The sequence below is a fragment of the Variovorax sp. 278MFTsu5.1 genome (assembly GCF_048305045.1).
Classification (GTDB): Bacteria; Pseudomonadota; Gammaproteobacteria; order Burkholderiales; family Burkholderiaceae_C; genus Variovorax; species Variovorax guangxiensis.
Map to the genome: position 1 here is coordinate 6085140 of NZ_CP157622.1, position 13392 is coordinate 6098531.

A 13392-nucleotide genomic window follows, 5' to 3' on the forward strand; every position below is an offset into this window, starting at 1 on the left:
ACTCCGGCAGGCCCGGAGAGGGGACGCGCCCCCGTCGTCAGTAGCCGCGCACCGGATCGACCACGCCGGCGATCGGCAGCCCCTGCTCCATCGCGCGGATCTTCCCGGCGATCTGCGCGATGGACTCTTCGCGCAACGTGCGTGCCGAGCCGTGCGGCGTCACGGTGATCTTCGGATGGCGCCAGAAGGCGTGGTCGGCGGGCAGCGGCTCGACCTGGAATACGTCCAGCGTCGCGCCCGCGAGCCGGCCGGCGTCGAGCATCGGAATCAGGTCGTCTTCCACCAGGTGGCCGCCGCGCGCGATGCTGATGAGGTAGCCCCCCGGCCGCAGCTTGCCCAGCGTGTCGCGGTTGAGGATGCCGCGCGTCGCATCGGTCAGCGGCAGCAGGTTGACCAGCACGCGCGTGGACGAGAGGAACTCGTCGAACTGCGCCTCGCCGCTGAACACGCGCACGCCCTCGATCTCCTTCGGCGAGCGGCTCCATCCCAGCACCGGGAACTCGAACTGCCCCACGGCCTTCGCCACGCGCTCGCCGAGCACGCCCAGGCCCATGATGCCCACCGGAAAGTCGCGCCGCATCCTCGGCTTGCGGTAGCTCCACTTGCCCTCGCGCGCGTCGGCCTCGTAGGCGTCGAATTCGCGGAAATGGCGAATGAGCGTGTGGCACACGTACTCCGCCATCTGCACCGACATGCCCGCGTCGTCGAGCCGCACGATGCGCGTGTGCGCCGGCACCTTCAGCTTGAGCAGCGCATCGACGCCCGCGCCGATGTTGAAGATGCCGCGCAGCTTCGGCTGCTCGTCGAGGAACTCCTGCGGCGGCGCCCACACCACGGCATGGTCGGCCTGCGGCGCGCCGGGCTTCCAGGCTTCGATGACGGCATCGGGGAGTTCGGCCTTCAGGCCTTCGATCCAGGGGTCTGGGCGGTTGTCGGTGAGGTAGACGGTGATTCGCATGGGCACGCATCTTAGGTCGCGCCCGCGTCGCCATCGGCTTGTGCGGGCACTGGCCATCTCCTATCCTCGAACGCCCACCTCAGGAGACTCTTGGAATGATCAAGTTCAGCGTGATGTACCCCCACACCCCCGGCGCACGGTTCGATCACGACTACTACCGCGACAAGCACATGCCCATGATCAAGGCCCGCATGGGCGATGCATGCCTCTCGTACGCCATCGACAAGGGCCTGTCCGGCGGCGCGCCGGGCTCCGCGCCCACCTACGTCGCCATGTGCCACGTGTTCGCCGAATCGGTCGAATCCTTCCTGAAGGCCTTCGGCCCGCACCAGAAGGAGGTCAGGGACGACGTGAAGAACTACACCGACATCGTGCCGCTGACGCAGATCAGCGAAGTGGTGGTGGGCTGACCGAAAGAGCCCTGACGCGGCCTCAGCGCGGCGGCCGCTCCAGCGCCACCCAGCGCTGCACCGACGGCCGCTGCCACTGCCTGTCGGCATAGGACGCCAGCCGCTGCGGCACGGCGTCGCCGTTCATCACCAGGCGGTTGAGCATCAGCGCCAGGTCGACGTCGGCGATCGACCAGTCGCCGAACAAGTTTTCCGCGCCTTCCGGCAGCAGCGCCTGCGCGACCTGGAAGAGCGTCTGCGCCGCGCGGTGCGCGGCCGCCGACAGTGGAGCGCCCGCCGGAGCGTAGAAGATCACCTCCGTGGAGCGTTCCTGCCGCACCGGCATGAGGTCGCTGCGAAGCCAGGCCTGCAGCTGGCGCGCACGGGCGCGGGCACGGGGTTCGGAGGGATACAGCGCCGTCCCGGCGAAAGTCTCGTCGATGTACTCGGTGATGGCGGACGATTCGGAAAGCGCGAAATCTCCATGCACCAGCGTCGGCACGCGCTGGGTCAAGGACAAACGGGAGAAGCCGGCCGCCCGGTGCTCCAGCGCACCCAGGTCGACCGGGGAGATGTGGAAGTCCAGTTGCTTTTCGTTCAGCGCCACGTACACGGACATGGCATAGGGGCTGGCGAACTGGGCGTCCACATGGAGGCGTAGCGGGTCCGGCATCGGGAAGAAGGCTCCTGCGCGAATGGGGGCCTGTAAAACAAAAGGCCTTGAAGCGGTAGGTGCGCGATCTTACTGACTGATTCTTAGCTGGCGCGTCTTAGCTGGCGCGGCGGCGGCGCCACAGCACCCGCGCCAGCCAGCCCAGCGGCAGCACCACCAGCAGCAGCCACGGCAGCACGGCCGCGATGAAGGTGATGAGCGAGCCCACGCTTTCCGACAGCACCGAGCCCGCGTTGCGCAGCGCATTGCGCATCGGGCTGTAGCCGTCGCCGCCGCTCACCAGCGCGCGCCTGGCCGTGAACTGGATCTGGATGTGCTGCTTGCTGGTCTGCTGCGCCAGCACCTTGCGCTGCGTGGCGATGGCGTCGAGCTCGGCCTGCGTGTCCGACAGCGTGCGCTGGATGGCCAGCAGGTCGGTCATGGTGCGCTTGGTGACGGTGTCGCGCAGCATCGCGCGCAGGCTGTCGCGGAATTCGGTGCGGTTCCTGATGCGGGCCTCGACGTCGATCACTTCGGCGGTCTTGTCCTCGCTGGTGGTGGTGTGCGAGACCACGCTGGCCACGCCCGCCAGGCCGCCGAGCAGCTTGTCTACGTCGGCGGGCTCCACGCGCATCTCCAGCATGGCGTTGCCGGGCTGCTGCGGCGTCTCGCGCAGCAGCGACGACGACAGCAACTCGCACTTCAGCGTGCCGCAGAGGTCGCGCACCTTGCCCCAGGCATCGGCGAGCTGGTCGGCCGGCACCTCGACGTTCAGCTCCTGGCGCACGGCCAGGAAGCGCTGCAGGGGTGTGTCCTGGCTGTTCCGGGACTCGTCGGTGGCCGCCTCGGCCGACCGCATCCGCATGTCCGCGCCGCCTGCGTACCCGCTCGCGGCCTGCATGGGCGCGGGCGGCGGGGCCGGCTCGGAGAGCACGGCGGCCGCCCGCTTCTCCTCGCCGTTGCGGCCGCAGCCGGCCAGTGAAAGAGCCGCGGTCAAAGCCAGCAGGGCGATGCCCGCTTGGCGGCGGACGGAGAAACTGGGCATGCGATAGGTCATGGAAGGAGTTCCCTTGAATGTTGACTACCGCAGCTCATACGGGCGGGCGCCCGCAACGGGGTTAACTTTTTTCAGGCTGCCGCAGCGGCTGCGGCGCTCATGCGCAGCAACTCGTCGCCTTCGGCCACCTGCTCGCCCGGCGCAAACATCAGTTCCTCCACCGTGCCGTCGGCCGGCGCGGCGATGGTGTGCTCCATCTTCATGGCCTCCATCACTGCCAGCGGCTGGCCGCGGCTGACCTTGTCGCCGGCCTTGACCGCGAAGGACACCACCTTGCCCGGCATCGGCGCGGTGAGCCGGCCGCCCTCGGCCTGCGTGTCGCCGGCATGCGCCAGCCGGTCGATGGCGGTGATCTTCGTCGCACCCTTCGAGGCGAAGACGTGGGCCACGGCGCCGTCGAGGTGCACGTCGAGCGTCTGCCGGCTGCCCGCGAACTCCACCTCGAACTCGCCGGTCGGGAACCGGCCGATGACCAGCGGGCCCGCAACGCCACCGGCTTCGAGCCACAGGCCGCCGTCGCGCTTGTAGGTCAGCAGCGCGGTCTGCTCCGCTCCGCGGAACTCGAAGTCGAAGTGGCGCCGGTACTCGCCCAGCGAGCGCCAGCCGTCGCGCCGCGCAAAGGGATCGGGCATCTTCCCGGGCCATTCGCCGATCAGCGTGCGCGTGATCGCGGCGGCTGCCGCCAGCGGCAGCCCCAGCGGCTCGCGGTCGAACAGCACCGCGCGCTCGCGCTCGATCAGCGCGGTGTCGAGGTTGGCCTTCGAGAACGATTCGGTCGCCAGGATGCCGCGCAGGAACTGCACGTTGGTCGCCACGCCCACGATCTGCACCTGCGCCAGCGCGGCGTCGAGCCGCGCCAGCGCCTCTTCGCGCGTGCTGCCGTGCACGATCAGCTTGGCAATCATCGAGTCGTAGAAGGGCGAGATCTCGCCGCCCTCGCGCACGCCGTCGTCGATGCGCACGCGGCTGCGCTGGAAGGCCGTGGCAGCAGGCTTGCGGTAGACGCGCAGCGTGCCGGTGGCGGGCAGGAAGTTGTTGTCGGGGTTCTCGGCGCAGATGCGCGCCTCGATGGCGTGGCCGTGGATCTGCAGCTCCGACTGCTTCGCGGGCAGCGCCTCGCCCGAAGCCACGCGCAGCTGCCATTCGACGAGATCCTGACCCGTGATGGCCTCGGTCACCGGATGCTCCACTTGCAGCCGCGTGTTCATCTCCATGAAGAAGAAGTTCATCTCGCCGCCCTCTCGCTGCTCGACGATGAACTCCACAGTGCCTGCGCCAACATAGTTCACCGCGCGCGCCGCAGCAACCGCAGCCTCGCCCATCTGCTTGCGCATCGCCTCCGTCATGCCAGGCGCGGGCGCTTCTTCGAGCACCTTCTGGTGGCGCCGCTGCACCGAGCAGTCGCGCTCGAACAGGTAGACATAGTTGCCGTGCGTGTCGCCGAACACCTGGATCTCGATGTGCCTCGGGCGCTGCACGTACTTCTCGATCAGCACCGCGTCGTCGCCGAAGCTGTTGATGGCCTCCCGCTGGCAGGAGGCGAGCGCGGCGGCGAAGTCTTCCGCCCTGTCGACCGCGCGCATGCCCTTGCCGCCGCCGCCTGCACTGGCCTTGATGAGCACCGGGTAGCCGATGCGGTCGGCCTCGCGCTGCAGCAGTTGCGGGTTCTGGTCGTGCCCGTGATAACCGGGCACCAGCGGCACGCCGGCCTTTTCCATCAACTGCTTCGACTCGGCCTTCAGGCCCATGGCCTTGATGGCCGAGGGCGGCGGACCGATGAAGACCAGGCCCGCGTCGGCGCAGGCCTGCGCGAATTCCTCGTTCTCGCTGAGGAAGCCGTAGCCGGGGTGAACCGCCTCGGCGCCCGTGGCCTTGGCGGCCTCGAGGATCTTTTCCCAGCGCAGGTAGCTGTCTTTGGGCGCGCTGCCGCCAAGATGGACCGACTCGTCGCAGGCACGCACGTGGTTGGCGTGCGCGTCGGCGTCGGAATAAACGGCGACGGTGCGGATGGCCATGCGGCGGGCAGTTGCCGCGACGCGGCAGGCGATCTCGCCACGGTTCGCAATGAGGATCTTCTTAAACATTCGGAGTGTCTCCCGGAGGATTCTTTTTCAGTTGAAACGCGGGCACCACGCCCGGATCGGGCCGGCCGCTGAAGATGCGGGCCACGCGGGCGAACAGCGCCTTGAGGAAACGCCAGCTCTTGCGGATGAGCCACACGCTCGCCACCAGCACCAGCACGAACAGCACGAGAAATACGAAGGGATGCGCCACCGCGAGCCACAGCCCCGCGGGCACCATGGTGTCTTCCGCCAGCGAGGCGCCGACGTTCGAGAACGGCTCGGGCGAGGTGTTGATGGCCGCGCGCGTCGTGGCCTTGGCCGCATGCGCCGTGGCCGCAAAGCTGCCGCCCAGCAGCGCCGCCACGATGGCCATCACGCCGTGGTCGACACCGAACACGCTGGCCGCGAGCGCCGCGCCCGCCGGGATGCGGATGGCCGTGTGCACCACGTCCCACAGCGAATCGAGGCCCGGGATCTTGTCGGCGAAGAATTCGATGAACACCATGAAGCCGCTGGCCGCGATCACTACCGGATGCGCCAGCATCTGCAGCCCGCCGGGCAACGGCACCCAGCCGAAATAGCCGGCCAGGCCCGTCAGCAGCACGACGAGGTAAAGCCGCACGCCACTGGCCCAGCCGATGGCGGCGGCCAGTGCGAGCAGCTGCGGCATGTCGAGGCTGGTGTTCATGGCGCGACCTCCGGAGAATGGGTCTTCAGGACTTGCTCGCCTCGAGCCACGAGGGCTTGCGCTTCTGCAGGAAGGCCTGCACGCCCTCGCGGCCTTCATCGCTGGCGCGGATGTCCGCGATGCCTTCGACCGTCTGCGCGATCAGCGCGTCGTCGATCTCACGGCCCGCCACGTCGGCGATCAGCTTCTTGCAGGCGCGCACTGCCGCCGGGCTCGCACCGGTCAGCGCCTTCAGCAGTTCGTCGACCTTCGCGTCGAGCGCGTCGGCGGCCACCACCTCGTGCACGAAGCCGATGCGATGCGCCTCGGCCGCGGTGAAGCGCTCGGCCGTGAGGAAGTAGCGCTGCGAGGCGCGCGTGCCCATCGCGCGCAGCACGTAGGGGCTGATGGTCGCGGGCACGAGGCCGATCTTCACTTCGCTCAGGCAGTACCAGGCGGTGTCCACGCTCACGGCCATGTCACAGGCCGCCACCAGCCCCATGCCGCCCGCGTACACGTCGCCCTGCACGCGCGCGATAGTCGGCTTGGGGCACTCGGCGATGGTGCGCAACATTTCGGCGAGCTTGCCCGCGTCGGCGATGTTCTCGTCGCGCGTGTAGTCGGCCATGCGGCGCATCCAGTTGAGGTTCGCGCCCGCGCAGAAGGCCGGGCCGTTCGCGCCGAGCACGATGGCCTTGACCTGCGGCGCGGCGCCGGCTTCGGTGAAGGCGCGCGTCAGTTCGGCGATGACGACGTCGTCGAAGGCATTGCGTGCGTCGGGCTGGTCGAGCCAGACGCGGGCGATGGCGCCGTCGAGGCTCAGCTGGAGCTTGGTGTATTCGCTCATGCCAGCCTCCTCACATCCGGAAGATGCCGAATTTCGGCTCCGGCACCGGCGCATTGCGCGCGGCTGCCAGGCCCAGTGCCAGCACGCGGCGCGTGTCGGCCGGATCGATGATGCCGTCGTCCCACAGCCGCGCGGTGGCGTAGTAGGGGTGGCCCTGGTCTTCGTACTGCTGGCGGATCGGCGTCTTGAAGGCTTCTTCCTCCTCCTTGCTCCAGCTGCCGCCCTTGCCTTCGATGCCGTCGCGCTTCACGGTGGCGAGCACGCTCGCGGCCTGCTCGCCGCCCATCACGCTGATGCGCGCGTTGGGCCACATCCAGAGGAAGCGCGGGCTGTACGCGCGGCCGCACATGCCGTAGTTGCCGGCACCGAAGCTGCCGCCGATGATGATGGTGAACTTGGGCACGTTGGCGGTGGCCACGGCCGTCACCATCTTGGCGCCGTGGCGCGCGATGCCCTCGTTCTCGTACTTGCGGCCCACCATGAAGCCGGTGATGTTCTGCAGGAACACCAGCGGGGTCTTGCGCTGGCAGCACAGCTCGATGAAGTGCGCGCCCTTCTGCGCCGACTCGGAGAACAGGATGCCGTTGTTGGCGACGATGCCCACGGGCATGCCCTCGATCTCGGCGAAGCCGCACACCAGCGTGGCGCCGAAGCGCGCCTTGAACTCGTGGAACTCGCTGCCGTCGACGATGCGCGCGATGATCTCGCGCACGTCGAAGGGCTTGCGCGTGTCGGTGGGGATCACGCCGTAGAGCTCCTCGCTCGGGTACGCCGGCTCGCGCACCTCGCCGCCCGCCGGGGCCTCGGCAGTCTTGGCGTTGAGGTTCGCCACCGCCGAGCGCGCGAGCGCCAGCGCATGCAGGTCGTTCTGCGCAAGATGGTCGGCCACGCCGGAAAGGCGCGTGTGCACGTCGCCGCCGCCCAGGTCTTCCGCCGTCACCACCTCGCCCGTGGCCGCTTTCACCAGCGGCGGGCCGCCCAGGAAGATGGTGCCCTGGTTCTTCACGATGATCGATTCGTCGCTCATCGCCGGCACGTAGGCGCCGCCGGCCGTGCACGAGCCCATCACCACAGCGATCTGCGGGATGCCTTGGGCGCTCATGTTGGCCTGGTTGTAGAAGATGCGGCCGAAGTGCTCGCGGTCGGGAAACACCTCGTCCTGGTTCGGCAGGTTGGCGCCGCCCGAGTCGACGAGGTAGATGCACGGCAGGCGGTTCTGCTCGGCGATCTCCTGCGCGCGCAGGTGCTTCTTCACCGTCATCGGGTAGTAGGTACCGCCCTTCACCGTGGCGTCGTTGCATACGATCATGCAGTCCACGCCGTTGACGCGGCCGATGCCCGCGATGATGCCGGCGCCCGGCGCCGACTCCACGCCCTTGCCATCGAGGTACATCGCATGCGCGGCCAGCGGCGCGATCTCGAGGAAAGGCGTGCCCGGGTCGAGCAGCTCGGCCACGCGGTCGCGCGGCAGCAGCTTGCCGCGCGCCGTGTGCTTGGCGCGCGCGGCCTCGCCGCCGCCCTGCTCCACTTTCGCGAACTGCGCGCGCAGGTCGTCGACCAGTGCACGCATGGCTGCGGCGTTGGCCTGGAAGTCGGCCGAGCGGGCATTGAGCTTGGTTTCGAGTTGGGTCATGGGTATTCGGAATTCGGAAGCGGGAACCGAACGCAGAGAGCGCAAAGGTTTCGCAAAGGTCGCCAAAGAAAACCTTCAAACAGGATGATGTCCTTCTGCGACTTCTGCGTACCCTTGTCTTTCTTCTACGTTCGGCTGTTCATGGACGGCCTCTACGCTGTACGAGCTTCGTCCAGCCCCAGCTGCGCCTTCATCTCGTCGCGGATCTTGAATTTCTGGATCTTGCCGGTCACGGTCATCGGGAACTCGGCGACGAAGCGGATGTACTTGGGCACCTTGTAGTGCGCGATCTGGCCCTTGCAGAACTCGCGGATGTCTTCCTCGGTGGCGCTCTGGCCGGGCTTGACGATGATCCAGGCGCACAGTTCCTCGCCGTACTTGCGATCGGGCAGGCCGACGACCTGCACGTCCTGCACCTTCGGATGGCGGTAGAGGAACTCCTCGATCTCCCGCGGGTAGATGTTCTCGCCGCCGCGGATCACCATGTCCTTGATGCGCCCGACGATGTTGACGTAGCCCTCGGCGTCCATGGTGGCGAGGTCGCCGGTGTGCATCCAGTGCTCGGCGTCGATGGCCTCGCGGGTCTTGGCCTCGTCGTCCCAGTAGCCGTGCATCACCGAGTAGCCGCGCGTGCACAGCTCGCCCGACTTGCCCGGGGGCATCACGGCGCCGGTCTCGGGGTCGACGATCTTCACCTCCAGGTGCGGCTGCACCGTGCCCACGGTCGACACGCGGCGGTCCAGCGGCGTGTCGGTGCTGCTCTGGCAGCTGACGGGGCTGGTCTCGGTCATGCCGTAGGCGATGGTGATCTCGCTAAGGTGCATCTCGCTGACCACGCGCTTCATCACCTCGATGGGGCACGGCGAGCCGGCCATGATGCCGGTGCGCAGCGTCGACAGATCGAACTCCTTGAAGCGCGGATGGTCGAGTTCGGCGATGAACATCGTGGGCACGCCGTGCAGCCCGGTGCATTTCTCGGCCTGCACCGTCTCCAGCACGGTGAGCGGATCGAAGCCGTCGTTCGGATACACGATGGCCGAGCCGTGCGTGAGGCAGGCCAGGTTGCCCAGCACCATGCCGAAGCAGTGGTACAGCGGCACCGGGATGCACAGCCTGTCGGCCGGCGAGAGCTTCATGCACTCGCCGATGAAGAAGCCGTTGTTCAGGATGTTGCGGTGCGTGAGCGTCGCGCCCTTGGGAAAGCCCGTGGTGCCGCTGGTGAACTGGATGTTGATGGGGTCGGTGGCCTTCAGCGTCTTCTGCACCTGCGCGACGCGCGGGTCGTTGGCGTCGCCGCTGGCGAGCAGCTGCGAGAAGCGCTTCATGCCGGGTTGCTCCTCGCCCTCGCCCGGCTTCGCGTCGATCCAGAAGGTGTGGGCCAGCTGAGGCAGCTTCGCCGGGCCCAGCTCGCGCAGCATGCCGAGGTAGTCGCTGGTCTTGAACTGCGCCATCGTCACCAGCGCCTTGCAGCCGACCTTGTTGAGCGCGTATTCGAGCTCCGAGGTGCGGTAGGCCGGGTTGATGTTGACGAGGATCAGGCCGGCCTTGGCGGTGGCGATCTGCATCAGCACCCACGGCACGTTGTTGTGCGACCAGATGCCCACGCGGTCGCCGGGCACGAGGCCCAGGCCCAGCAGCGCGCTGGCAAGGCGGTTCGATTCGGCCTGCAGCTCGCGGTAGGTGTAGCGCTTGCCTTCGTGGCGGCTGACGAGCGCCTCGCGATCGGGCTGCTTCGCGACCATGTCGTCGAAGAAGTCGCCGATGGGTTGTTCGATCAGCGGGACATCGGTGGCGCCCTTGTTGTAGCTCTCGGTCAATGCGGCGGTCATGCTCATTTCCTTCCTTGTCTCCTTCGTCCGGCACCTTCCCCGCTGGGGAAGGCGCAAAACATCCTAGGCCGTTTCGGAGAAGAGCTCGCGACCGATCAGCATGCGCCGGATCTCGCTCGTGCCCGCGCCGATCTCGTACAGCTTGGCGTCGCGCCACAGCCGCTCGACCGGGAATTCCTTGGTGTAGCCCACGCCGCCCAGCGTCTGGATCGCCTCGCCGGCCATCCAGGTCGCCTTCTCGGCCGAGTACAGGATGGCGCCGGCCGCGTCCTTGCGGAAGGTGCGCGCATGGTCGTTGCGGTCGCAGGCCTTGCCCACGGCGTACACGTAGGCGCGCGTGGCCTGCCAGGTCGAGTACATGTCGGCGATCTTGCCCTGCATCAGCTGGAACTCGCCGATGCTCTGGCCGAACTGCTTGCGCTCGTGGATGTAGGGGATCACCGCGTCCATGCACGCGGCCATGATGCCGAGCGGGCCGCCGGAGAGCACGGCGCGCTCGTAGTCGAGGCCGCTCATCAGCACCTTGGCGCCCATGCCTTCGCCGCCGAGCACGTTCTCTTCCGGCACTTCGCAGTTGTCGAAGAACAGCGGATAGGTGTTGGAGCCGCGCATGCCCAGCTTGTCGAGCTTGGTGCCGGCCGAGAAGCCCTTGAAGCTCTTCTCGACGATGAACGCCGTCATGCCGCGCGCGCCCATCTCGGGCTCGGTCTTGGCGTAGATCACCAGCGTGTCGGCGTCGCCGCCGTTGGTGATCCACATCTTGCCGCCGTTGAGCACGTAGTAGCCGTCCTTCTTCTCGGCCTTGAGCTTCATGCTCACCACGTCGGAGCCGGCGTTGGGCTCGCTCATGGCCAGCGCGCCCACGTGTTCGCCGCTCACCAGCTTGGGCAGGTACTTCTTCTTCTGCGCGTCATTGCCGTTGCGGTGGATCTGGTTCACGCACAGGTTGGAGTGCGCGCCATACGACAGGCCCACCGAGGCCGATGCGCGCGAAACCTCTTCCATGGCCACGATGTGGGCCAGGTAGCCCAGTTCGGTGCCGCCGTACTCCTCCTTCACCGTCATGCCGTGCAGGCCGAGGTCGCCGAGCTTCTTCCAGAGGTCGTGCGGGAACAGGTTGTCGCGGTCGATGTCGGCGGCGCGGGGGGCGATCTCGTTGGCGGCGAAGTCCTGGATCGCACTGCGCAGCGAGTCGATGGTCTCGCCCAGGTCGAAGTTCAGGCCGGGATCGTGCATGGGGTTTGTCTCCTCTGAGGTCGGCGCGCAGAGCTACCCGCGCGGAATGGCGCTTGCTTGAAAGTCCGCAGCTTACGCTTCGCTGCGCCTCAATTGGCGCCACAATGGTTGCAAATTGCGCCACGACCCGCCGCCCAAGCCATGCCCCCCCCGTCGTTCCTCCGCCCCACCCGCGCCGTCACGCCGATGGCCTTCGTGAGAGCCATCGTGCAGGCCTACGAGCGCTACGGGAAGGACCCAGCGGAGGCACTGAGGGTGGCACAGATCACGCCGCGCGAACTGGCCCGGCCGGGGGCGCGGGTGACGGCGGCGCAGTTCGAGGCGCTGTCGAGCCACGCCATGCAGGAACTCGACGACGAAACGCTCGGCTGGTTCTCCCGGCGCCTGCCCTGGGGCAGCTACGGCATGCTGTGCCGTGCTTCGCTGAGCTCGCCCAACCTGGGCGTGGCCCTCAAGCGCTGGTGCCGCCACCACCGGCTGCTGACCGACGACATCGGCCTGTCGCTCGACGTGGCCGGCGGCGTGGCCACATTGCGCATCGCCGAGAACCGCCCGCTCGACGACGCCTTCCGCGAGTTCTGCCTGGTGACCATCCTGCGCTTCGTGCACGGCTACATGTGCTGGGCCATCGATTCGCGCATCTCGCTGCGCCATGCGGCCTTTCCGTTCGCCGCGCCGCCGCACAGCGACGCCTACCCGCTGATGTTCGCACCCGACGTGCGCTTCGGCGCGCCGCAGGCCGGCATCGCCTTCGACGAGCGCTACCTTGCCCTGCCCCTGCAGCGCGACGAACGCGCGCTGCGTGCCATGCTCAAGCGCGCGCTGCCGCTCACCATCCTGCAATACCGCCGCGATCGCCTGCTGGGCCAGCGCGTGCGCGAGCTGCTGCGCTCGCGCACCAACGAGGCCACCACCGCCGAGGCGCTGGCCGCGCTGCTCAACGTGTCGGGCCGCACGCTGCACCGGCAGTTGCACGAGGAAGGCACCTCGCTGCAGGCGCTGAAGAACGAGGTGCGCCACGAGATGGCCGTGGATCAATTGCGCCGGACCAACCGCCCCATCAAGCAGGTCGCGCTGGCCGTGGGCTTTCGCAACGAGAAGAGCTTTTCGCGCGCCTTCCAGCAATGGACTGGGCAGGCGCCGCGCGACTTCAGGCAGCGGGACAAATAGGCGCTGCGTTCGGCTGCGGGGTCAGCCAGCCCGCGCCGGCAGTGGATGCTCTTCGCGCAGCAGTGCCTCGAACGCCGAGACCTGCCAGGCGAACTCCTCGGCGAAAGCCTCGGGATCGGTGATCGCATAGGCGCCGTATGCATAGACGGTTGCGTAGGCCGCGTACTCCGCGGCCTGCAGTGCGCGGCCGGCAACCGCCTGGAACACCGCATAGGTCGCCGAGACTGCCGCATGGGCCGTTCCGTCGATGGAGCGGGAACCCGGATGGCTTCCTGCCACCACAGCCATCCGCTGTTCGGCCAATGCCAGGGCGGCGGAGTTGATCTTGCCTTCGAGGAATGCGCCCAGCGTGTCCAGCCCTTCCAGGGCCTCCGGCGACTCCAGCAGGTGCCGCACACGCTGCACGCACGCGAAGCCGAAACGCAGCCGCAGCAGCCGCCGCGCTTCCGAGTCGAGATCGGCCGTCTTCGCGAGCTGATGCAGTTCGGCGTTCATGGGTTCGCGGCGCTGCACCGATGGGCAGGCACCATGCCGGGAGCGGTCAGGCCGGCCGATCGATCAGCGCCAGCGCATCGGCGATGGACTTGCTGTCCTCCGGACGCACCAGCTTCGCGACTTCCTTGCCGTCGCGCATGAACACCAGCGTGGGCCACAGCCGCACGTTGAACGAGCGGCCCAGCGGGCGGCCGCTGCCGTCTTCCACCTTGATGCGGCGCACGTTCGGGAACTGGGTGAATGCTTCGGTGATGTTCGGCTGCGCGGCCTTGCAGATGCCGCACCAGTTGGTGCCGAACTCGACCACGGCGGGACCGGTGAGCGCGTCGATCTCGCTGCGCTCGGGCTGCTCGGTTTTGTATTCGGAGGTCATGGATGTGCTTACTTCCTTCCTGC

General features: G+C 67.9%; 13 protein-coding genes. 2 read left to right on the forward strand and 11 right to left on the reverse strand.

Features of this window, described 5'->3' with window-relative positions:
• Positions 1 to 37 precede the first annotated feature (37 nt).
• The gene (locus tag ABL844_RS28315) at positions 38 to 958 is read right to left on the reverse strand and encodes a 2-hydroxyacid dehydrogenase (RefSeq protein WP_418122889.1); all 921 of its coding nucleotides are present in this window, start codon (positions 956 to 958) and stop codon (positions 38 to 40) included.
• Positions 959 to 1053: 95 nt separating this feature from the next.
• Here ABL844_RS28315 and ABL844_RS28320 point away from each other — a divergent pair, with 95 nt between their 5' ends.
• Positions 1054 to 1368, forward strand: coding sequence for an EthD family reductase (locus tag ABL844_RS28320; protein ID WP_418122891.1), 315 nt, complete (start codon positions 1054 to 1056; stop codon positions 1366 to 1368).
• 22 nt (positions 1369 to 1390) lie between these two features.
• Here the strand turns inward: ABL844_RS28320 and yfcF are convergent, their stop codons facing one another.
• From yfcF to ABL844_RS28360, 8 genes are all read right to left on the reverse strand, one after another.
• On the reverse strand, positions 1391 to 2020 hold the full coding sequence (yfcF, locus tag ABL844_RS28325) for a glutathione transferase (protein ID WP_126023747.1): 630 nt from the start codon (positions 2018 to 2020) through the stop codon (positions 1391 to 1393).
• Positions 2021 to 2117: 97 nt separating this feature from the next.
• Positions 2118 to 3056 carry a DUF4349 domain-containing protein gene (locus ABL844_RS28330; protein ID WP_418129727.1) on the reverse strand — a complete coding sequence of 313 codons (939 nt, stop codon included), beginning with the start codon at positions 3054 to 3056 and terminating at the stop codon, positions 2118 to 2120.
• A gap of 71 nt (positions 3057 to 3127) precedes the next feature.
• On the reverse strand, positions 3128 to 5140 hold the full coding sequence (locus ABL844_RS28335) for an acetyl-CoA carboxylase biotin carboxylase subunit (RefSeq protein WP_418129728.1): 2013 nt from the start codon (positions 5138 to 5140) through the stop codon (positions 3128 to 3130).
• Positions 5133 to 5807: a DUF4126 domain-containing protein gene (locus tag ABL844_RS28340; RefSeq protein WP_126023750.1), complete on the reverse strand. Its 675-nt coding sequence runs from the start codon at positions 5805 to 5807 to the stop codon at positions 5133 to 5135. The genes ABL844_RS28335 and ABL844_RS28340 overlap by 8 nt, the downstream gene beginning before the upstream one ends.
• 25 nt (positions 5808 to 5832) lie before the next feature.
• On the reverse strand, positions 5833 to 6633 hold the full coding sequence (locus ABL844_RS28345) for an enoyl-CoA hydratase/isomerase family protein (RefSeq protein WP_184640906.1): 801 nt from the start codon (positions 6631 to 6633) through the stop codon (positions 5833 to 5835).
• Between the two features lie 10 nt (positions 6634 to 6643).
• Positions 6644 to 8266, reverse strand: a complete 1623-nt coding sequence (locus ABL844_RS28350; protein ID WP_418129729.1) for a carboxyl transferase domain-containing protein — start codon at positions 8264 to 8266, stop codon at positions 6644 to 6646.
• A gap of 152 nt (positions 8267 to 8418) precedes the next feature.
• Positions 8419 to 10101 carry an AMP-binding protein gene (locus ABL844_RS28355; RefSeq protein WP_418129730.1) on the reverse strand — a complete coding sequence of 561 codons (1683 nt, stop codon included), beginning with the start codon at positions 10099 to 10101 and terminating at the stop codon, positions 8419 to 8421.
• Between the two features lie 57 nt (positions 10102 to 10158).
• Entirely contained in the window at positions 10159 to 11331 is a 1173-nt protein-coding gene (locus tag ABL844_RS28360; protein WP_369660694.1) for an isovaleryl-CoA dehydrogenase, read from the reverse strand.
• Between the two features lie 141 nt (positions 11332 to 11472).
• On the opposite strand from ABL844_RS28360, the gene ABL844_RS28365 reads away from it, so the two are divergent.
• Complete coding sequence (locus tag ABL844_RS28365; protein ID WP_184640911.1) at positions 11473 to 12501, forward strand: AraC family transcriptional regulator; 1029 nt, start codon at positions 11473 to 11475, stop codon at positions 12499 to 12501.
• A 21-nt stretch (positions 12502 to 12522) separates the two neighbouring features.
• Here the strand turns inward: ABL844_RS28365 and ABL844_RS28370 are convergent, their stop codons facing one another.
• Together ABL844_RS28370 and ABL844_RS28375 are read right to left on the reverse strand one after the other, a co-directional pair.
• Positions 12523 to 12996 carry a hypothetical protein gene (locus ABL844_RS28370; protein ID WP_184640912.1) on the reverse strand — a complete coding sequence of 158 codons (474 nt, stop codon included), beginning with the start codon at positions 12994 to 12996 and terminating at the stop codon, positions 12523 to 12525.
• Positions 12997 to 13042: 46 nt separating this feature from the next.
• Positions 13043 to 13369: a thioredoxin family protein gene (locus ABL844_RS28375; protein WP_369660691.1), complete on the reverse strand. Its 327-nt coding sequence runs from the start codon at positions 13367 to 13369 to the stop codon at positions 13043 to 13045.
• Positions 13370 to 13392 lie beyond the last annotated feature (23 nt).